This is a genomic window from Oribacterium parvum ACB1 (assembly GCF_000238055.2).
GTDB classification, from domain to species: Bacteria; Bacillota; Clostridia; order Lachnospirales; family Lachnospiraceae; genus Oribacterium; species Oribacterium parvum.
The window spans coordinates 1,143,162-1,163,671 of the sequence record NZ_KE148312.1 but is presented as its reverse complement, the minus strand read 5'-3'; the positions used below and the strand labels follow the sequence as shown (position 1 = coordinate 1,163,671).

At 44.8% G+C, this 20,510-nt stretch carries 15 protein-coding genes; 3 read left to right on the top strand and 12 right to left on the bottom strand.

Going from position 1 to position 20,510, the window contains the following annotated elements; genetic code table 11:
• The first annotated feature begins 23 nt into the window (after nucleotides 1-23).
• Entirely contained in the window at nucleotides 24-2,240 is a 2,217-nt protein-coding gene (locus HMPREF9625_RS05315) for a methyl-accepting chemotaxis protein (protein WP_009534943.1), read from the top strand.
• Nucleotides 2,241-2,601: 361 nt separating this feature from the next.
• Here HMPREF9625_RS05315 and HMPREF9625_RS05310 read toward each other — a convergent pair whose 3' ends face one another.
• The 3 genes from HMPREF9625_RS05310 to HMPREF9625_RS05300 all read right to left on the bottom strand — a co-directional run bounded on the left by HMPREF9625_RS05310 (nucleotide 2,602) and on the right by HMPREF9625_RS05300 (nucleotide 6,253).
• A complete protein-coding gene (locus tag HMPREF9625_RS05310) occupies nucleotides 2,602-4,236 on the bottom strand; it encodes a hypothetical protein (protein WP_009534944.1) in 1,635 nt (544 codons plus the stop codon).
• Between the two features lie 301 nt (nucleotides 4,237-4,537).
• On the bottom strand, nucleotides 4,538-5,344 hold the full coding sequence (locus tag HMPREF9625_RS05305) for a nitroreductase family protein (RefSeq protein WP_009534945.1): 807 nt from the start codon (nucleotides 5,342-5,344) through the stop codon (nucleotides 4,538-4,540).
• 39 nt (nucleotides 5,345-5,383) lie between these two features.
• Nucleotides 5,384-6,253 carry a DMT family transporter gene (locus HMPREF9625_RS05300; RefSeq protein WP_009534946.1) on the bottom strand — a complete coding sequence of 290 codons (870 nt, stop codon included), beginning with the start codon at nucleotides 6,251-6,253 and terminating at the stop codon, nucleotides 5,384-5,386.
• Between the two features lie 173 nt (nucleotides 6,254-6,426).
• Here HMPREF9625_RS05300 and HMPREF9625_RS05295 point away from each other — a divergent pair, with 173 nt between their 5' ends.
• The gene (locus HMPREF9625_RS05295; RefSeq protein ID WP_009534947.1) at nucleotides 6,427-8,103 is read left to right on the top strand and encodes a peptide ABC transporter substrate-binding protein; all 1,677 of its coding nucleotides are present in this window, start codon (nucleotides 6,427-6,429) and stop codon (nucleotides 8,101-8,103) included.
• Nucleotides 8,104-8,108: 5 nt separating this feature from the next.
• On the opposite strand, the gene HMPREF9625_RS05290 is transcribed toward HMPREF9625_RS05295, so the two are convergent.
• The 9 genes from HMPREF9625_RS05290 to HMPREF9625_RS05250 form a co-directional block, all read right to left on the bottom strand.
• Nucleotides 8,109-9,305, bottom strand: a complete 1,197-nt coding sequence (locus HMPREF9625_RS05290; protein WP_009534948.1) for a Gfo/Idh/MocA family protein — start codon at nucleotides 9,303-9,305, stop codon at nucleotides 8,109-8,111.
• Nucleotides 9,306-9,472: 167 nt separating this feature from the next.
• Entirely contained in the window at nucleotides 9,473-10,360 is an 888-nt protein-coding gene (pepI, locus tag HMPREF9625_RS05285; RefSeq protein WP_009534949.1) for a proline iminopeptidase, read from the bottom strand.
• 245 nt (nucleotides 10,361-10,605) lie between these two features.
• Nucleotides 10,606-11,712 carry a M24 family metallopeptidase gene (locus HMPREF9625_RS05280; protein ID WP_009534950.1) on the bottom strand — a complete coding sequence of 369 codons (1,107 nt, stop codon included), beginning with the start codon at nucleotides 11,710-11,712 and terminating at the stop codon, nucleotides 10,606-10,608.
• A gap of 227 nt (nucleotides 11,713-11,939) precedes the next feature.
• Entirely contained in the window at nucleotides 11,940-12,962 is a 1,023-nt protein-coding gene (locus HMPREF9625_RS05275; protein WP_009534951.1) for a sugar kinase, read from the bottom strand.
• A gap of 83 nt (nucleotides 12,963-13,045) precedes the next feature.
• Nucleotides 13,046-13,693 carry a bifunctional 4-hydroxy-2-oxoglutarate aldolase/2-dehydro-3-deoxy-phosphogluconate aldolase gene (gene eda / locus HMPREF9625_RS05270; RefSeq protein WP_009534952.1) on the bottom strand — a complete coding sequence of 216 codons (648 nt, stop codon included), beginning with the start codon at nucleotides 13,691-13,693 and terminating at the stop codon, nucleotides 13,046-13,048.
• A gap of 383 nt (nucleotides 13,694-14,076) precedes the next feature.
• Nucleotides 14,077-15,288 (bottom strand): knotted carbamoyltransferase YgeW, encoded by a 1,212-nt coding sequence (ygeW, locus tag HMPREF9625_RS05265; protein ID WP_009534953.1) that lies wholly within the window; start codon nucleotides 15,286-15,288, stop codon nucleotides 14,077-14,079.
• 113 nt (nucleotides 15,289-15,401) lie between these two features.
• Nucleotides 15,402-16,730 (bottom strand): YgeY family selenium metabolism-linked hydrolase, encoded by a 1,329-nt coding sequence (locus HMPREF9625_RS05260; protein WP_009534954.1) that lies wholly within the window; start codon nucleotides 16,728-16,730, stop codon nucleotides 15,402-15,404.
• Between the two features lie 188 nt (nucleotides 16,731-16,918).
• Nucleotides 16,919-18,112 (bottom strand): diaminopropionate ammonia-lyase, encoded by a 1,194-nt coding sequence (gene dpaL, locus HMPREF9625_RS05255; protein WP_009534955.1) that lies wholly within the window; start codon nucleotides 18,110-18,112, stop codon nucleotides 16,919-16,921.
• 95 nt (nucleotides 18,113-18,207) lie between these two features.
• The gene (locus HMPREF9625_RS05250; RefSeq protein ID WP_051019846.1) at nucleotides 18,208-18,831 is read right to left on the bottom strand and encodes a helix-turn-helix transcriptional regulator; all 624 of its coding nucleotides are present in this window, start codon (nucleotides 18,829-18,831) and stop codon (nucleotides 18,208-18,210) included.
• A gap of 272 nt (nucleotides 18,832-19,103) precedes the next feature.
• Between HMPREF9625_RS05250 and ssnA the strand changes: the two genes are divergently transcribed.
• Nucleotides 19,104-20,435, top strand: coding sequence for a putative aminohydrolase SsnA (gene ssnA / locus HMPREF9625_RS05245; RefSeq protein ID WP_009534957.1), 1,332 nt, complete (start codon nucleotides 19,104-19,106; stop codon nucleotides 20,433-20,435).
• Nucleotides 20,436-20,510: the final 75 nt, after the last annotated feature.

The window sequence follows — 20,510 nt, the reverse complement described above, 5'->3', positions numbered from 1 at the left end:
GTTCGTGTGAGAGGAAGTTAAAAATGAAGAATAAAGCAGACAGCAAGCCGATTTTCCGCTGGAAAAAGATGAAGTTAAGCTCCCGGATGTCTATCATGACCGGTATATTAAGCATTCTTGTTCTGTCCGCCATCAGCATTTCCATTATCTATATGGGAAAAAATGCTCTCTACCAATCCCTGCTTGGCAATATGAACGATAAGATCAGTCTGGGCATTGCCGATCTGGAAAATGTCGTTACCCGGGAAGAAACCATAGGAAACACCATCAAAGAGGGGATGATGTATATTTTTGAGCAAAACGATCTCCCCGGCGGAATTCCCGCAAATCCATGGACCATCTATGACGACTATGGAAAGCTCTTGGAAACAGAGGATATGAGCGGCACCATGTTTCATTCCCGCATTATCAGTACTGCCATTCCTGCAAGTCGATATAATGCGGAAACCACCATTCTGGATTCTCTGTATTCCGCAATCAAGAATAACGAAGCACTCCTCGGTGCAGGAGTATTTTTGGAGCCGGAAGCTTTTTATAAGGGCGTACAAGAATATGCCCCCTATATGACAAGGGAGCAGGTCGAGAAGCGAGAAGTCACAAATGCCGCCTATGTCAACTACAAGGATCAGGACTACTATATCCGTGCCCGGGAAAATAAGGGGCTGGTACTCACGAACGCCTACCCGAACTACGGCACGAACGAATATGTTGTGTCCGTAGTTGTTCCCATATTCTATGCAGATGAGTTTAAAGGTGTGGTCATCCTGGACATGGACACATCCGCCTTCGGTATCGTAAAACAGGAGGATCAGCGTTTTAAAACCCTTTACAGCAGTGTCATCGATACGAGTGGACGAATCATGTACAGCATGAACGAGGAAGAAAATGAAAAAACCATACAGGAGGTCCTTCCGGAGAAGAGCGCAAAACTTTTAGAATCCCTATTTGCCAAAAATGAAGCCTTCTCTACCTATATTCGAAATGCAAAAGGAGAGTTGATTCAATACAATGCAAGACCGATTCGGGTGGAGGGCGTAACCTGGTGGGTTTCTATCGCTGTTTCCGAAAAAGAATATACCTCTGCCATTTCCAGTATGGTTATGGTTGCCGTCCCTCTCGCCCTTTTGGGAATCCTTGTCTTGGTTTTTGCCGGCTATTTCTTTATTCGAAAGAGTCTGGCTCCTCTACAGAAAATTGTACTTGCAGGAGACTCCCTTGCGCAGGGAGATTTTTCCCATGATATACACTATCCCTATCAGGACGAGATCGGAAGCATTTTCCTAAGTATAGAGAAGGTAGTGGAAAGAATACAAAGCATCATTCAAGACTTATCGGAAAAGCTTTCTCAGATTGCAAGAGGAAATCTCTCCGAGGACTTTCGGAATACAGAGCTCTATATCGGAGAATATGCACCCATATTGCAAAACCTGCAGGACATCTTAGCCGATTTAAACGGCACTATGGGCGAAATCAAGGGGAGCTCTTTCTCGGTCAATACCGCTGCCGGTAAGGTAAATACCTTTGCCGACTCCCTTTCTACAGGCGCTTCCAATCAGGCAAATGCCGTTCAAGAACTGAGCCTGACCATGAACGATATGTCCATAAACATAAAAGAAACGGCAGAAATGACCTTAAACGCACTTAGTCTTTCGCAGGAAGCAGAGAAAGCGGTCGGAAACAGCAATGAAAAAATGGAAGAAATGAACTCTGCTATGCTGGATATTACGGAAAAATCACATGAAATCCATAAGATCATCAAAACCATTGACGATATTGCATTTCAAACCAATATCTTATCTCTAAATGCCGCAATCGAAGCGGCAAAAGCGGGGATAGCGGGAAAGGGCTTTGCCGTCGTTGCGGATGAGGTTGGAAATTTAGCGCAAAGATCGGCAAAGGCCGCCAAAAATACTGCCTTTCTGATTGAGGAAACGATTGATGCCGTTAACAAGGGAGCACGGATTTCCGAAGAAACGAAGGAATCTTTGTCTATCGTTTCCGGGCAATCACAAAAAATCAACAATATCATTTCCTCTATATCCCTTGCCTCGGAAAAAGAAGCAAAGGGCATTGATCAGTTAAATGAGGGCTTAAACCGCATTTCCTCTGTCGTACAGAGCAACACGGAAACTGCAGAAGAATCTGCCGCAGCCTCAAAGGAGCTCTCCAAACAGTCTGAAAAAATGAATGGTCTTGTCGGAAAGTTCAGTTTGAAAGAGAAGGATAGAGAACTCAGATAGAGCTTATGTAATCTGAAGGGCTTATTTCTATACATACAAAAAAGGCTATAAAAAATCAAAACTGATTTATGCTGTGTCGACCCTTCTCGGGGCACGCTCTCGCTAACCTCGCCACGTAGGGGATACTAAGCGAAAAACTGCATTTCATTTGTTTTTCGCAAGTACCCACGGGCTCAGATTACCCCTCAAAAGGTCGGCACAGCAATAAATACGTCAGCTCTAATTTTTTTACAGCCTTTTTTGTAAGATATGCGATAGCCTACGATTCATAAGTGTTACTCTTTAATAATTAAAAAGCTTGTCCGCATCAAACAGACAAGCTTTTTTATAAGAGTTATTTTTCTTAAAGAAACTCCATTTTTTAGTTCTGCTCCTTCTTACGAAGTACTACAAATCCTGCAAGAGATGCTAAGGACAATCCGAAAAGGGAAGCCCAAAGAGCGGAGTAATTGTTGTCTCCTGTAGAAACCGTTGCACGGGTAGCTACTGCCTTAGTACTCGGACGAGTTGCACCAAGCACCTCTCCCTTTTTCTCCTCAACGCTTACTGCATTGTCAACCGAAACCGGACGGTCTACACCAAGAACCTGTCCCGGATCAGCAGGAGTATTCTCATTCGGTGTTACAACAGGAGTCACGGTTGGAATAATCGGGGTTCTGTCTCCACCACCATTTCCGCCATTGCCACCGTTACCGCCGTTTCCTCCATTGCCCGGGTTAACAGGCTGTACGGGATTAACCGGTTGTACCTTATTCTCTGTTGTCGTCATCTTTACAGTAAGATCCACGGTGTTAATGCCGTTTTTTGCGCCTGCAACTCTATCACGACCTACTACAAAATCACGGCCATCAGCATTCTGAATAGCGCCCCAAGTATAGGAGGCTTTACCACTTATCCCTAAGAAGCTTACATCCGCCTTCATATAGCCCACTAAGGTTCCGCGGATTGCTCCCTCTGCAGTTGTGGTCTTTTCCGTAGGCGTCTCGTTTACTTCTGCATTAGCGGATGCGGAATTAAACTTAATCCCCTTCATAATGAGCTGAATCTTTTTAGCGGAGTTGTTAATCAGGTTGTTTAGGCTTCCAAAGGTACTGATCTGGTCCTGCGGATTGGGATATTTGCTCAAATCCAAATCCATAGCGAGTTCAACCTTGTCCTTTGCAAAATTGGAATTGCCATAGTTAATGCGATAAATCATAGGATTACCATCGTCAGATTTTAACTCATAATGCTTCTTGGCATCCTCAAGGTCCGTCGGAAGATGGAAGCTTCCATCAAGATTGTTTGCCATCTCAAATTTTGCACGAAGCCCTGTTTCCATCTTGTCTACATTCACATAGGGCATAAGAGGATGAAATTTTGCAGATGCATTAATTGCGTTGTTTACTGCATTCACATCCAATTTCGCCTTTAAAGAGTAAGTATCCTCTTTATTAACTTCATAAAGATCTGTAGTGGTTGTATCATAGTCCGTACTTCCGTCCTTTGCAATGGAAAGATCTCCTTGCATTACAACATCTTTATTTTTTAAATTAGCAATGTCAGGAATTACATTTAAAGACGGATTCTTTCCGGAAATTGGGTCCTCGCCATTTTCGTTAGCATCCGAAGCGGATATCTTTGCTTCCAGCTTTCGATTACGAATTTGAAGGCCGATATCTGTTCCTTGCTTATCATCATCAGAAACAACGGTATTCACATTATTCGGTACTGTCGTACTCGAATCTACAGGCGTCTCCTCCACGGTTACCGGTGCCGGTGCAGTTGTCGTACCCGCAGTAGCTCCTGTACCGCTTTCAGTTGTTCCGCTTACAGTTGCGCTGCTTTCTGCTGCTGCCGTGTTTGCTGCAGTCGAATTTGTTGTTTCCGTTGTCTCTGTACTTGTTGTTGCAGGTGCTACTGCGGCTTCTTCTGCTCTAACGGTCATCGGAGCCATAGCAAGGGTTCCGGACATTGCAAGTGCCGCTACTTTTACACTAAGATTCTTCTTTCTCATTTGTATTCTCCCTTTTTCATGAATTCTCCTTCATAGCAGCGCTACTCTTTTTCCTCTTCGCACTATGAAGTGTAATACGTTCATTTCTCTCGATTTCCGGAGTCCTCAAATCCTTCTGAACAACCCCTACTGAATTGTGTACAATTAAGTTGCCTTTTCACACAACGAGCTTAATCATACTACTTGGATAGAGAAAAGCAAGAAAAAAATAAAAAATAATTATAAAAACAATATAAAATCCTTGACAAATTTTGTAAGACTTCATTCGCTTCGGCTCTTTTTGCTGTCTTTTATGATGCTATCAGCCCTCCGGAGCGAACTCTGCACCGTTTCCCAGAACAAAGTGTCCGCTTCCCACACCAAGCTCAAAGTGCAGCTTGGCAATGCCTAAATCCACCATATCCATCTCAAAGTCATTTTTCACTGTCGCAGTCAAGATTCCATTATGATAATGAAAGAAGGGCTTTTGTTTGTTTAAGGCACTCGGCGCAAGAGCAACCGCCTCCATTCCCTCTTTTACCCACTTCGGATAGGGGCTGTCTCCTTCTATACAGGCTTCCCAGGGTTTCTTCTTATGAAGAAGGGATGAGAGAAGTTTTTCCCGAATTCCTCCGTCTCCGGCATAGCCGAGTAGAATCACAGCCTGTATATGCTCTTCCTCTGGATAAGAGAAGCTTTCCCGGTCGAAGGTTCCGCCCACCCAGCAGGTATCGAGGCCCAAGCTCTCCGCGAAAAGAAGAAGCTTTTCTCCATAATAGCCCATTTTCTCCCGAAAGTGGCGCATTCCCGGATTCCCTTTCAATAGGATAAGACTCCGCACATTTTTAAACAGCCCGTAGCTCTTTCCAAAGCTTGCAAAGGCTTTACTTCCGTCTTCTATGAGTTCAATATTGACATCATACTTTACATCAATCTTTCTGATTTTTTCTTCTATCTTTTGTAAAAGCGCTTCACTCAGTTGTTTTTTAGAAAATACGCGCCTCGATTTCCTCTTCTGTATCGTTTCATTCATTAAATTCTGTTTCACTTCATTTAATTGATTCTGTTTCACTTCATTTAATTGATTCTGTTTTACTTCGTTTAATTGATTCTGTTTTACTTCCTTCATTTTACTTCCTCATAGTACATGCTGTATTGTATTTCTTCCCTATCCCTTTTTCCACTTCCAAAGGGCAACGCCAAAAATTAGGGCATAGCCGATAAAGCTGAAAAGGTCCGGTACTTCCTGCAGGATAAAAAATCCCAAAAGGGCGGAAAAGAGTACCTGACTATAATCATAGACCGAGATTTCCTTTGCCGGGGCATAGGCATAAGCTTTCGTAACAAAAATCTGCCCCATAGCGGCACATATTCCGGCGCCCAGTAAAAAAAGAAGCTCTCTTCCGCTCATAGCCCTACCTTGCAGTATGCAAAAGGGCAAAACCGCAATGAGAGAGAAAAGCGAAAAATAAAAAACAATCTGCGGTCCCTTGACTCCTCTTAAGCCCAATCTTCGCACAAAGGTGTATGCCGTTCCGGCACAAAATCCGCCAAGAAGTCCTATCAAAGCCGGAATCCCGAGAAGCCCCTGACCGGGTTTTACCACAAAGGCCGCACCGCACAGGGCAAGGATTACGGAAAGAATCGCAATCTTATTCGGCCTCTCTCCTAATATGAAGATGGACATAATAATGGAAAAAAACGGAGCCATTTTCTGTAGTATACTGGCATCTCCCAGCTTAAGATAGGAAAGTGCCCAGAAATTACAAAGCAAACCGCTCGTTCCAAAGAAGCAACGCAGGAAGAGACTGCTCCTGTTTTCCTTTTCTACATAAAAGGACACCCTGCCCTGTTTCATCATAAGGAGCGCGATTATCGCGGCTACCGCATTTCTAAACATGGCTTTTTCCATAACCGGCACGTTTCCTGCCATCTTTACGAAAAATCCCATTCCTGCAAAACCGGCAGCGGAAAGAATAATAGAGAGGATTCCTTTTATGCGATTTCTGCTCTTCTCTTGATTCTCCTCTTCTCTCATCCGTATAAACCTTCATTCTTCTTTAATTTCATATAATTATTTTGTGATTTTTCGCCGAAATTGGTAGTACATCCTTAGCGATTATACAGCGTCTAAGGAAATACCGCTACAATTCTTATCAGGAAATCATCTTTGCATTTTTATAAGGAAGGAAACGATACAAGGAGGTTTATATGAAAAAAGTACTGGCGAAGATTCTCTGCCTGAGTATGATTGCTCTTTCTCTCGCATCCTGCGGCGGGAAGAAAAATAAAAGCAAGGCTTCCGCCACGGCAGAAGGAGAACAGAACTTAAACGCCGGAGAGGGGGATCCGATTGCAAAGCTCGATGTCTGCATCGGTCCGTCGCCGGAAACCATGGATCCGCAGCGTAATTCCACCTTAGATGGCGGAACGATGATTATGCACTGTTTTGAAGGTCTGGTAAAATACGGTGAAGACGGAAGCATTCTTCCCGCCATGGCGGAAAGCTGGGAAGTTTCCAAGGATAAGGTAACTTGGATCTTCACTCTTAGAGAGGGACTGAAATGGTCTGACGGAAAGGATCTCACGAGCGAAGATTTTGTTTATGCCTTTAAAAGACTGGCAGACCCGAAGACGGCAGCGCCCTATAGTTACGATATGTTAAATATGGTTGCCGGATACGAAGAAGCCAGCCATGGAAATCTCGAAGCGCTCCAAGTCAAGGCAACGGATGAAAAAACGCTGGTCATTCAACTCTACAGTCCTGTTGCTTATTTTGATAAAGTTGCCGCTTTCACTGCTCTGGTTCCTCTTAGGAAGGATATCATCGAGGAAAAGGGGGAATCTTGGTGCACAGACCCTTCCTCCTACATCTCTAACGGTGCATATCAGATGAGTGAATACGTAAACGGGGACTATATCTCTCTAAAGAAAAATCCCTACTACTACGATGCGGATAGGGTAACGGTAGAAGAGCTGGTCTTCCATCTTACGGGCGACGATAATTTCGCTTACAATGCCTATCTGGAGGGAAGTCTGGATGTTACGAACCGTATTCCGTCTGAGGAAATGGCAAATCTCCGAAACTCCGACGCTTTTAAGGCTTATCCTCTCCTGGGAACCTCCGGGATAGTCTTTAATACGGAAAAGCCTCCCTTTAATGATGTGAAGATACGGAAAGCCTTTGCTCTTGCTATTGATAAAAAGCATATCGCGGATACTATTTTTGAAGGATACCGGAGCCCTGCTGCAAGCCTTGTCTGTGAAGGTGTAAGCGATCCTGCTAACGGCAGCTCCTTTATGGAAAAGAGCTTAAAAGAATATAAGAGCCCCTTCCATATTGATGAGTATGAAAAGGATCTGGAAGAGGCAAAAAAACTCATGAAGGAAGCAGGATATCCCGGCGGAGTGGGATTTCCGCAGGTAAAATATCTGAACAACGCCGGAGGAGCCAACGACAGTATTGCGGAATACCTGCAAAGTACATTTAAAGAGCTCGGGGTTATGATGGAAATCGATACCCGAGACTGGAAGGCCGTTTCCGAAGCCCAGAAAACAGGAGACTTTGAGCTTAGCCGTTTTGCATGGGTCTATGACTACGACGAGCCTCTGCAACTACTGAACCTCTTCCGTTCCGAAGATCCAAACAACTGCGCTCATTATCATAATGATAAATATGATTCTCTCATAGAAACCGCCACAAAAGAAACGGACGGGAAGAAGCGCTCCAAAGCATTGCATAAAGCAGAGCATCTCCTCCTAAAGGACCTGCCTATGGTTCCGTTGGTATTTCCCAAGGATAACTACTTAATCCGCCCGAACCTGCGAGGAGTTCAACATCTCTCCAGTGGACATTGCTACTTTATGTATTGCACCAGGGTGGAGTAAAGCACTTATTTAATCCATTTCCCATTTGTAAAATCGGGAATAGCGACCGGCTGTCCCCCGAGGGCAATGGATTCTTCCGCAAGGGCGGAAATGCTCATCCAGCTCACCATATCATACACATCCACGGGCATCGGGCTACCTTCCTGTATTCCCTTTATAAAATCGGAAAAGACCAGATAGTCCATGCCGCCGTGTCCTTTTTTCACACCCGCCTTGAGGTAGTCCCTCCAGAGCGGGTGTTCGTATTTTTCACGAAAACGCTCCACGTTGCCCCACTGCTTTTTCCATTCAAAGTGGTCTTTCGCCCCCTCGTCATTATCTAGGAAAATAGAGGCATTGTCCTCCATATACATCCCCTTCGTGCCTTGCACGGTAAAGCCTCGGGAATAGTAGCGGGGAAGGGTGGTGTCCAAAGTCAGAAGAATCGTTTCTCCATTTGCACAGCGAATCATGGTATTGACCACATCTCCCTGCTGAAAAACCGTATTCCGAAGAACTTGGTCCTCCGGTTTTTTATCCCGGATATACTCTCGCAAGCCGCAAGCCTTGGATGCCATGGAGCTCAGAGTCAACATTCGGTTTCCTTTATTGATATGCAGGATTTTTGCGATAGGTCCAAGCTCATGCGTCGGATAATTTTCCGTATTTCGATGAATGTAGTTATCCAGGCGGTAGTGGCGCTTCTCCCGCCCGAAAGAGATCTCCTCTCTCAGATCATGGCGATAGCCTCCCTCACAATGCACAATTTCCCCAAGAACGCCTTCCTCTGCCATACGAAGAACCATCAACTCATCTCTTCCGTACACGCAGTTTTCCATAAACATCAGCGGTGTTTTCGTCTCTTCATGGCACTCCACGAGCTTCCAGCACTCCTGCAGGGAATAGGCACCGCCTACCTCACAGGCTACCGCCTTTCCTGCGCGCATGCAGTCCTTTGCCATTTCACTGTGCATTTCCCATGAGGCACAGATAAGCACTGCGTCCAATTCGGGCATCTTCAGCATCTCCCGATAGTCGGAAAACTTTTTCGGCTCTACCCTTCCCATCTCCTTTAACACCCGGGCAGTCTCCTCCACCCGGTCTTCATATACATCGCAGAGCGCAATAAACTCCACATCCGGGTGCTCCGTATAGACATTTTTCAAAAGCTCGGCGCCCCTTTGTCCTAACCCGATTACAGCAAGATTGACTTTTTTCCCCATTTTGCTTCCTTTCCGACTTTATGCCATTCCAAATTCTTTACTCTATTTTAGTCGCTTCCGATGGAGTACGAATATTATTTTATAGAAAAAAGAGAAGTCACCCGCTTTTAACAGGCAACTTCTCTATATCAACGCACTGTATCATCGGCACCTTATCTTTTTAGCGCTTAGTCGTTCTCATTTAACCACTTTAAGAGAATCTCCTTGTACTTTGGACCCTCGTCCACAAAGCACATATGTCTGGAGTAAGCAAAAAGCTCCCACTTTGCATTCGGAATCGCATCATACATCATCTTAGCGATATAGGGAGAGCAGAGGTCTTCCGCACCGTCACAGATTAAGGTCGGATAAGCAAAGCTGTGCAGCTTCTCCATGTAGTTATAATCCTTAAGCGTTCCTGTCGGTGTAAATTCATTCGGTCCCCAGCCTACTACATAAGGCTCAACTCCGGCCTTCTTCTTTCTGGTTAAGCACTCCGGAGAATCTTCGTTGATTACGCCGTAGCAATATTTCTCCATGAAAACATTGATTGCTGCAAGGTAGTCGGGATCGTCGTAATTTCCTGTATCCTCCGCCTTCTTAATAGCAGCCTGCTGCTCCGCGGTCATATAGCTAACACGACGCTTCTGCTCACTTTCCCAGATTGCATTGTAGGGAAGGGTGGAAGAAAGCACGATACTCTTTACGCCCTTCGGTGCATAGTCGCAGCCATAGATGATAGCCAGCATACCGCCCCAAGACTGTCCGAGAAGATGCACCTTATCGAGTCCCAAATGCTCACGAAGAGCCACAAGCTCATTTGCCCAAGTTTCCTTCGTCCAAAGTTCCGGATGTCCGTCTACGAAGGAGTTTCCGCATCCGATCTGGTCGTACATGATAATCTGTCTGTTATCTCTGTCGGCAAGATCATCTAACACCTCAAAATAGTTGTGTGTGGATCCCGGTCCACCATGTAATAAAAGTAAAGGTGCCTTATTCGGGTTCTTCTCTCCTACAATTCTGTAATATGTCTCATATCCCAAATAGGGCATTGTTCCTTCAGTAATTTTAGCCATTGTCTCTCTCCCTCTTATGACAAAATCTCTTTTCTATAGCATTTTGTCAAGTTTGTTAATTTTTTATCATAGATGTGACTATAGCTCCGCCTCTGCAAGTATAGTCTACTTGCTTTCCGCATCAGCTATAGTCACGCTATCCTTTTATTCTGTTTTAATCGCTTTCCAGTATACAGATTGAATCTTCCCTGACGAGTTCAATCTGTCGAATGCAATCTGTCAAGCTCATTTAAGCTCTACAGATTTTACTCTGCAACTACAAGGCTTCCGTCTTCCTTCACTACAAGAAGGTCCTTGGTGTAGTGGTTTAAAATCTTGCATCCGTCTTCTGTAATGATTACCAGGTCTTCTACACGAACACCGATATTCTCCTCCGGAATATAGATACCCGGCTCTACGGAGAAGCACTGTCCAACTTCGATGATTTCTTCATTTACGGAAGAAACGTCTCCAACTTCATGGTCTTCGATTCCTGCGGAGTGTCCGGTTCTATGCGTAAAATACTGTCCGTAACCCTTCTCTTCGATATAGTTACGGCAAGCAAGGTCTACATCGCACATTCTGTTTCCGGGCTTTGCCATAGCGATACCCTTTAAGTTCGCATCACGAACAATCTGGTAAATCTCCTTATGTCTTTCGCTAACTTCACCGATAAATACGGTTCTGGTCATATCGGAGATATAATCGTTTAACACGCCGCCGATATCAAGGATTACGCAATCTCCCTTCTTTCCCTTGCTGTCATCCGTTACATGGTGCGGATCTGCGGCACCGTGTCCATATGCGGTAATCGGGTCAAAGGATACACCGGAGCAACCGTGCTTCTTAAAGAGATCTCTGGTAACGGCATTTAATTCCTTCTCGGAAAGTCCCTTCACAACATAAGGAACAAGCTCTTCCATAACCTTATCGTTTACAAGAGAGGACTCAATCATCAGCTCCTGCTCTTTCTTACTCTTAATCTGACGAACCTTATCTACGATAACGGAACCGTTCACGAAAGAGCTTCCTGCCTTTAATTCCTGGAGGCGTAAAAGGAAACGGGACGGCCAAGTCTTATCGATACCGATCGGCTTATCCTTCTCAATCACGCCGGAGAGGATCGCTACAGGATCTTCCGTGTCGTCAAAATAAGTAATCTCAACGCCTAAGTCCTTCTCCTGCGGAAGCATACGATTTACGAAAAGGTGCTTCACGCCCTTCGTATTAATATATAAAGCGAGCATTCTTTCTCCCGGAATAATCCACTTTCCTGTTAAGTAGAAAATTGCAGGAGGGTCTGTAATAATCATCTGTGATAAATCACGCTCTTCCATCTTCTTTAAAATGCGCTGTAACTTTTCCTGATCCATAGCTTTTCCCTATTCCTTTCCTTAATATGCTTCCATCTCTTCCACGGTGCGGACAATTCGGATTTTTTAATCTTTCATGTCTCTTAGCATCAAAAAAAATGCCGCCGCACAGCTACTATGTAGAATTTTACGCCATTTTTTTCACAAAGTATAGTGCTTATTCCAAAAGCAACTATAAAAATATTAGCAAATGCTAAATACCGCCTTTTATAGTTCAAAATATCAGCTTATCTCTGTACTCTTCCGGAACTGTCTCCGCCGGCAAGCTTCTCCACTTCGGGAACCGTGACCATATTGTAGTCCCCCTCAATACTGTGCTTTAGTGCGGAAGCCGCCACGGCAAACTCGAGTGCTTTTCTGCCGGTATCTCCTTTTAAGAGAGAGTAAATAAGTCCTGCCGCAAAGCTGTCTCCTCCGCCGATACGGTCTACGATATGCACCGGATAAACCTTCGAGAAGAGACATTCCTTTCCGTCATAAAGAAGACCGGACCAATCATTGTCCGAGGCACTCTTACTCTCTCTAAGCGTAATAGCCACTTCGGAGAATCGGAACTGCTCCATGAGCTTCCGGGCTACCTCCTCGTAGCCTTCCTTGTTTAACTTTCCGGTATTGACATCCGTTTTATCCGCTTCGATTCCGAAAACAATCTTCGCATCCTCTTCATTTATAATAATCATGTCAATGTATTCGCTAAGAGCCGTCATAGCCTCTCTTGCCGCTTCTTTTGTCCACAACTTACTGCGATAATTGACGTCACAGGAAATCTTTACACCCTTTTTCTTTGCCACCTGACAGGCTTCTTTACAGATTTCCAGTACATTTTCGGAAAGGGCGGGGGTGATGCCGGTAAAATGGAACCACTCCGCACCGCTAAAGATGCTTTCCCAATCAAAATCCTCTTTCTTTGCTTCGGAAATAGCGGAATGCGCTCTGTCATAAGTACAGATGCTGGGACGCTGGGAAGCGCCCTTCTCATTGAAATAGATCCCTACTCTGTCCCCTCCACGCACAACCTTCGAGGTATCCACCCCGTATCTTCTAAGAGAGTTGATTGCCGCCTGTCCGACCATGTGAGAGGGAAGCTTCGTAACATAAGCAATATCCACTCCGAAATTCGCAAGAGAAACCGCTACATTCGCTTCCGCTCCGCCGAAGCTGAACTGCACTCTTTCCGCCTGAATAAAACGCTCATAATTATAGGGCTGCAGACGCAGCATAATTTCTCCAAAACAGACTACCTTTGACATGAATACCTCCAACTATTCTCTATCTGATTTTTCTTTAAAACTATCTAATTGCATTGAAAATGTAATACTCACCCTATATCTATTCATCTATGCATTCTTGCTTCTTTGATAATGGCAACGGATTCCTCACAAAGTCTCGTGATTTCCTCCCATTCTCCGTCTTCAATCAGTTTGTCATTTACCATATAGCTTCCGCCGCAAGCGGCAATAAGAGGAGAAGCCATATATTCTCCAAGGTTCTTCAGAGAAATACCTCCTGTGGGCATAATCTTAAACATAGGGAAGGGACCTGCAAGAGCTTTAATCATCGGAAGCCCGCCAAGCTGTTCTGCAGGGAAGAATTTCAAGAGCTTTAAATCATACTTTAAAGCCTTGTGATACTCACTTGCAGAGCTTACTCCGGGATAAATCGGAATGTTCTTCTCCTGTGCGTAACGAATCAAATCCTCATCAAAACCGGGAGATACCACGAATTTTGCACCGGCGTCTATGGCTCTGTCTATCTGCTCCGTCGTGGTAACCGTACCGGCTCCAAGGAGCATTTCCGGAACCGCCGTACTCATAAGTCGAAGCGCCGTGTCGGCTCCCTCCGCACGAAATGTTACTTCTCCAATCGGAATCCCTCCCTTACAAAGGCTCTTCGCTAAATTCACGGCATCTCTTTCCGGATTCTTCAGCTTGATTACCGGAACAATTCCGACCTCGCTGATTCTCTCTGCAATACTGTCCATTTCTACTTCTCCTTTCAACACCTATAACTATTACGAAAGGCATTGCAAAAAGCTTTTTTACAAGCCACTTCAAAAGCCATTTCAAAGCCACTTCAAAAGCCATTCCAAATAACAATACAAAGCCATCCGCAAGCTATCTCAAAGATATCCTTGATTGTACCATTTAAACAAAAAAACTTCTATTCAAATCTGAAAAAGAGAAATTATTTTCCTATTTATTTTCACAAACAAGCTGTCTCAGACTTCGCTTCGCCACTTGTTAAAAACTAAAGAAAAACAGAGCATTCCGATTACTCGGAGCGCTCTGTCTTTAATTCATCATCTCGCAATGCTTGCAATTTCTTGTTTGTAATGTGCATTGCGCTTAAAGCGTTGCTATCTTCTTACTTCTCGATATCCATGATACGATCCTGTCCGCGCTTCTCCAGCTCTTCCAGAACCTTTGCAGGATTCTTGAACTTCTCTAAAAGAATCATAGCTGCAATAACATACGGCTTGAAGGAAGCTTCCTTGTAAAGAGGATCTCTGTAACGATCGAATACGGAAGCATCTACTTCCCCTTCCTTGCAGGAAACGCCGGTGATGTCAGCCGGTAAGCAGTGCATGTAGAGAGCCTTTCCACCCTTGGTCAGTTTCATCATCTCTTCTGTACAAGCCCAATCCTTGTGCTGAGCGTTCTGTGCAAGAAGCTCCTTCTCCAGAGCCTTGATGCCCTCTGTATCGCCCTCTCCGTAGAGGTTGGTTCTCTTCTCCATCGCTGCGAACGGAGCCCAAGACTTCGGATAAACGATATCCGCATCCTTAAATGCTTCCTTCATATCGTTGGTTACCTTGAAGGAACCGCCGGACTCCTTGGCATTCTTCTTAGCAACATCCACAACATCACCCATTACATCATATCCTTCCGGATGAGCAAGAACAACTTCCATGCCGAGTCTTGTGAAAAGACCGATTACACCCTGCGGAACGGAAAGCGGCTTTCCGTAAGAGGGAGAGTAAGCCCATGTCATAGCGAGCTTCTTACCCTTTAAGTTCTCAATTCCGCCAAGCTCGTGAATCACATGTAAAGCGTCTGCCATACACTGTGTCGGGTGGTCGATATCACACTGTAAGTTAACAAGAGTCGGTCTCTGCTCGAGAACGCCGTCCTTGTTTCCTGCCTCAACAGCTTCAGCAACTTCGTGCATGTAAGCATTTCCCTTACCAATATACATATCATCACGAATACCGATCACGTCAGCCATGAAAGAAATCATGTTAGCAGTCTCTCTAACGGTCTCACCGTGCGCAACCTGAGACTTTCCTTCATCCAAGTCCTGAACCTCTAATCCGAGAAGGTTACAAGCGGAAGCGAAGGAGAAACGAGTTCTTGTGGAGTTATCACGGAATAAGGAAATGCCAAGTCCGGAATCAAAAACCTTCGTAGAGATATTTCTCTCTCTTAAGTTTCTGAGTGCGTCTGCTACATCCCATACTGCCTTTAACTCATCATCGGACTTTTCCCATGTCAGAAAGAAGTCGTTTAAGTACATGTCGTCCGTCTTCAATCCCTTAATCTCTTTTACCAGCTCTTCAAATGCTTTTTTCTTATCCATTTTTTCTCCTTTAAGGCTCAGCCTTGTTTTAGTTTTTATGATTTGGCGGGCTTTTACACCCACCATAATTACCTACTACCTACGCTCTACAATTATTTTCCTTTAGGAAAATATTAGTCACAGTAATACTGTGGAAGTGCTGCGTAGAATGCTGCACAGGTTACGAGATCCTTCTTCCAAGTAATCTCGTTCGGTGCGTGTGCCTGAGCCTCAGCTCCCGGTCCGAATCCGATAACAGGAATACCGTTTCTTCCCATGATGGAAACACCGTTTGTGGAGAAAGTCCACTTGTCAAGAAGAGGTCTCGGCTCTCTCTCTGCCACTGTGTCCACTTCACCGATTCTCTTCTCACCGAAAAGATCCTTGTATGCGGAAACGGAAGCCTTACATAACTTGTGATCCTCCGGAAGTACCCATGTCGGGAAGTAGCACTCGATCGGGTATACACATCCTGTGAAGGAGGGACGATCATAGTTGTACATGGAAACCACTACATCCTCGCCGTACTTCTTTACAGCAGGAAGCTGTCTGATTTCCTCAAGGCAAGACTCCCAAGTCTCTCCTGCGGTCATTCTTCTGTCAAGAGATACAGCGCAGCTATCCGCTACTGCACAACGAGAAGGAGAAGTGAAGAAGATCTCGGACGCGGTAACCGTTCCTCTTCCTAAGAAACGAGCCTCTTTCCACTGCTCATTGTACTTCGGATTTAACATCTTAACCAATCCGCGGATAGATGTAGACTCAGCATCGCCGTTGTTGTTTAATGCACGAACATCGGAAAGGATATCAGCCATCTTGTAGATTGCATTGTCTCCTCTTTCCGGAGCGGAACCGTGGCAGGAAACACCCTTCACGTCAATGCGAATCTCCATACGTCCTCTCTGTCCTCTATATAATCCGCCGTCTGTAGGCTCGGAAGATACAACGAACTCCGGACGAATCTTGTCTTCATTGATGATGTACTGCCAGCAAAGACCGTCACAGTCCTCTTCCTGTACTGTTCCGACTACCATAACGCGGTACTTATCGTTCAGAAGTCCCATGTCCTTCATGATTTTTGCAGCATATACTGCAGAAACGGTTCCGCCAAGCTGGTCGGAAACACCTCTTCCACCAATCTTGGTGTCATCCTCGTATCCGTCGTACGGATCGAATGTCCAGTTTGCTCTGTTACCGATTCCTACGGTATCGATATGTCCGTCGAAGCAGATCAGGGTCTTTCCGGATCCCATGAATCCCATTACGTTACCCTGCGGATCAACCTTAACCTCATCAAAGCCAACCTTCTCCATCTCATTCTTGATAGTCTCAACGTGCTTTGCCTCGTCTGCAGACTCTCCGGGGTTCTTTACGATTGCTCTTAAGAAAGCACTCATGTCCGCCTTATAGCCTTCTGCTCTCTTCTTAATCTCCTCCAATACATCCTTACTTAACTGTCCCATTTTTTTCCTCCTTATTTTTAAAAATGAACCATCTCTTTACAGGAGTCATCGTGCAATCATGCACGTTACTCGTTATGAATGCGGCATCGTGGCTTATCCACGCTACTCACTATGAATGTGGCATCATGGCCTATCCATGCTACTCGTCCTGAATAGCAACTTTACTTTCGAAAAGCCCAAACGAAAACTTATTTTTCCTTTGCCTCCCAGATGATATTCTTCCAACGTTCGGGATCCGTATCCCCCTCTGTATTGAAGCAAAGAACTTTACTGTTCTCATTCAGCTGTAACTTTTCTCTTAAATCCTTGAACTCATCTTCCAGCATGATTGCCGCCAATGCACCGAAGCCTGCTGCTCCGGACTCTCCGGAGTAGACCTGATCGTCTCCCTTTAGCGGAGCGTTCAGCATTCTCATTCCTCTTGCAGCAACGATATCTTCTGCAGAGATAAAGGCCTTTGCATGGTTCTTTAAGATATCCCAAGACGTGATGTTCGGCTCTCCACAAGCAAGACCGGCCATAATGGTAATCATATCGCCGTCAACAATGCGGATATCTCCGTCATTTGCCACAGCACCCTTGTAAAGGCAATCCGCAACAGAAGCCTCAACCACAACCATGATGGGAGGATTCTCCTTATAACGGTTAGCAAAATATCCTACAACTGCGCCGGCCAAGGAACCGACACCGGCCTGTACGAAGACGTGTGTGGGTCTTTCTCCCAGCTGATCAGCCGCCTCATCCGCCATGGTTCCGTATCCTTCCATAATCCATGCCGGAATCTTCTCGTAGCCTTCCCAAGCGGTATCCTGCACCACGATTCCGTGCTCTTCCTTCTCGGCAAGAGCCGCCGCCTGTCTTACACACTCATCATAGTTCACATCGGAGATCCATGCTTTGGCATTCTCCGCCTTAATATGATTCAGACGAGTCTCGGTGGAACCCTTCGGCATAATGATAACGCAGTTCTGCTTTAACTTGTTTGCAGCCCAAGCCACTCCTCTTCCGTGGTTTCCGTCGGTAGCGGAGAAGAAGGTTGCTGTTCCGAACTCTTCCTTCAGCTTGTCGGATGTTAAAACACTATAGGGAAGCTCGGAAATATCCTTTCCTGTTTCCTCTGCAATGTAACGCGCAATGGCATAAGAACCGCCAAGTACCTTGAAGGCATTTAAGCCGAAACGGTAAGACTCGTCCTTTACATAAACATTGCCCAATCCCAGATACTTCGCCATATGGGGAAGCTTGCACAACGGGGTCTGCGTGTACTGCGGGAAACTCTCATGGAAGGTTCTTGCCTTCTTTACTTCTTCCATCGACATAAGGGGAAGATTCTTATCCTCTGTCTTTGGCATTTCATTGATTTTCCACTTTAACTCCTGCATCTTTTTCCTCCTAAAACTACGTTAACCTTACTCTTTATGTTTATTTCTCCTCGAAAATGGATGGAGAAGAATGCTCTAAACAACTCTTTTGTGAATTAGCGCTTACTTTGGTCTATATAGCTGTACAAAGTGAATTTACTGATTCCGAAAAAACTGGAAACCTTATCCCCGGATCTTGTAATCAGAAACGCTCCTGCGTCCCGCAAAAAGTGTATTGCCTTAATCTTTTCTTCTTTATTCATGAGGGCAGGCGGTTTTCCTATTTTTTTCACACTCTCATTGATAAGATTGTCCAGAAGGTCGTTCACATTGTGCGGAATCCTGCCTTCGTTCTGCTTTTCATCCTTTTCCACTGTGGTGATGGACTGCAGGGCTGCGTCTATATTAATCAGGGCAGTTACATCGTAATTAATACCCAAAATCCAGCGATATTTCCCACTGTCATCCTTTAAAAAAATAGAAGAAGATTTCAGAATCCTACCGTCCTGTGTCTGAATCCGGTATCCCAAATGATCCACGATGCACTCGCCCTTTTCCAAAGCTTCCAAAGTTTCCAACACCACTTTGGATGCTCCGTCTCCCACACTCCGTCCTGTAACATGACCGTTAAGGATAAAGACAATCGTATGCTCTAAATCTTTTTTACTGATATCATGGATGCAAACCTCACAGTCCCTTCCAAAATGACGGGCAATTCCATGTGCAGTCGTTACCAGCATTTCCAAGCTGTTTTCCTGTTCCAATCTTCTCCTCCTTCCCTTCGTTTTTTTGATGAAGTAGACATCTCTTCATTTGTCAAGCTAAATAATTTTCATATTTATCTTAACACTTATTTTCTTCTTTGCAATGCTTTTTCCAAAATTTTTTTTAGTTTAATAAAAAATTTTCTGAATCGTCTTGCACTTGTCTAAAGTGAATGATAAAATCGCTTTATATATATAATTTCTATATAAACTGTATACAATTTATGTAGTCAAGGAGGTTTTATTCTATGCTTTTACTGGGAAATGGTCGTGTTTTTACCCGAGACGGGAACAGTTCTTCTTATGAGAACGGAGCTGTAGTGACAGAAGGAAATACCATACTGGAGGTCGGGGATTTCCATGAACTTCGAAACAAGTATAAAGATGCTGAGTTTATTGATGCAAAAGGGGGACTGATTCTTCCCGCATTCATCAATACCCATGAGCATATCTATTCCGCTTTGGCAAGAGGTCTTTCCATAAAAGGCTATAATCCGAACGGATTCTTAGAGATTTTAGATGGACTTTGGTGGACCATCGACCGGAATCTGGACAATGAACTCACCAAGATTTCCGCAGAAGCTACCTATTTAGAGTGTATTAAGAACGGAGTAACCACCATTTTCGATCACCACGCTTCCTTTGGCGAAATCAAGGGCTCTCTCTTTGCCATTGAAGAAGCCGCAAGAGAGTTCGGCGTGCGTTCCGTTCTTTGCTATGAGATTTCCGATCGTGACGGAAAAGAGAAGGCGGATGCCGCAATTAAGGAAAATGTTGATTTTGCCCGTCATGCTCTCTCCCAAACCGACGATTTCATTGCCGGCATGATGGGAATGCACGCAAGCTTTACCATATCCGATGAAACCATGGAAAAATGCCGCGCGGAGAAACCGAAGGAAATCGGCTATCACATCCATGTGGCAGAAGATATCCTGGATCTTCATCGTTGCTTAAAGGAGCACGGAAAGCGTATTGTAGATCGCCTTTATGACTGGGACGTTCTCGGCGAGAAAACGCTCCTTGCACACTGCATTTATGTCAATCCGCACGAGATGGATTTGATTCGGGATACCAACACCATGGTGGTTCATAACCCGGAATCCAATATGGGAAATGCCTGCGGTTGCCCTCCCACCATGGAGATTGTACATAAAGGAATACTTACCGGTTTAGGTACAGACGGATACACCCATGATATGGTAGAGTCTTGGAAGGTTGCAAATATCCTTCACAAGCATCATCTTTGTGATCCGGGCGCTGCTTGGGGCGAGGTTCCCGAGATGCTCTTTAACGGCAATGCCAAGATTGCAAACCGTTATTTCAAGAAGAAGCTGGGTGTTTTAGAAAAAGGAGCTTCCGCCGATGTTATCATTATGGACTACATCCCGAACACACCACTGGATAGCAGCAACTTGAACGGCCACATGCTTTTCGGAACAAACGGTCGTTTTGTAACCACCACGGTTGGAAACGGAAAAGTACTCATGAAGGACAGAGAAGTCCTCTGTGTGGATGAAGAAAAGGTACTTGCACGTAGTAGAGAAGGCGCGGCAAGACTGGCAAAGAAAATTAACGGATAAAAACTTCAAAAACAACAAAGTTATTCTATAGAAGAAAAGGGTAGCTGAGAACCCTTTTCCTTCTGGGAACTTTGT